The sequence below is a fragment of the Frigoribacterium sp. CFBP 13605 genome, from assembly GCF_014839405.1.
Lineage (GTDB): Bacteria > Actinomycetota > Actinomycetes > Actinomycetales > Microbacteriaceae > Frigoribacterium.
Map to the genome: position 1 here is coordinate 1 of NZ_JACYNS010000236.1, position 308 is coordinate 308.

The 308-nt window shown below is 79.2% G+C and carries 1 pseudogene; it reads left to right on the forward strand.

Annotated elements, in window-relative coordinates:
* Nucleotides 1–243: pseudogene (locus tag IFT36_RS16695) on the forward strand (ABC transporter ATP-binding protein); the annotation flags it as partial.
* Nucleotides 244–308 lie beyond the last annotated feature (65 nt).

Below are 308 nucleotides of genomic sequence, written 5' to 3' on the forward strand. Positions count from 1 at the left end.
GACGTGCTCGTCCGCCTGGGGCTCTCCCCCGAGGCGCGGGCACGGCCCGACGCGACGCCCGCGACCGCGGGTGGTGCGGTCGGCATCGAGGCCGAGCTCGCGGTCGACGGGCTCTCGCCCGAGTCGATCGTCGCGGCGCTCGTCGCCGCGGACGTGCGCGTCCGCGGGTTCGAGGTGGCCGGTGCCAGCCTCGAGGACCGGTTCGTCGACCTGACCGGGGAGGGCTTCGATGTCGCCGGCTGAGGCCGCGGGCGCGCGTCCCGACGCCGCCCCCGCCGTCGACCGCCCCCGGAGCGCGCTGGGCCTCG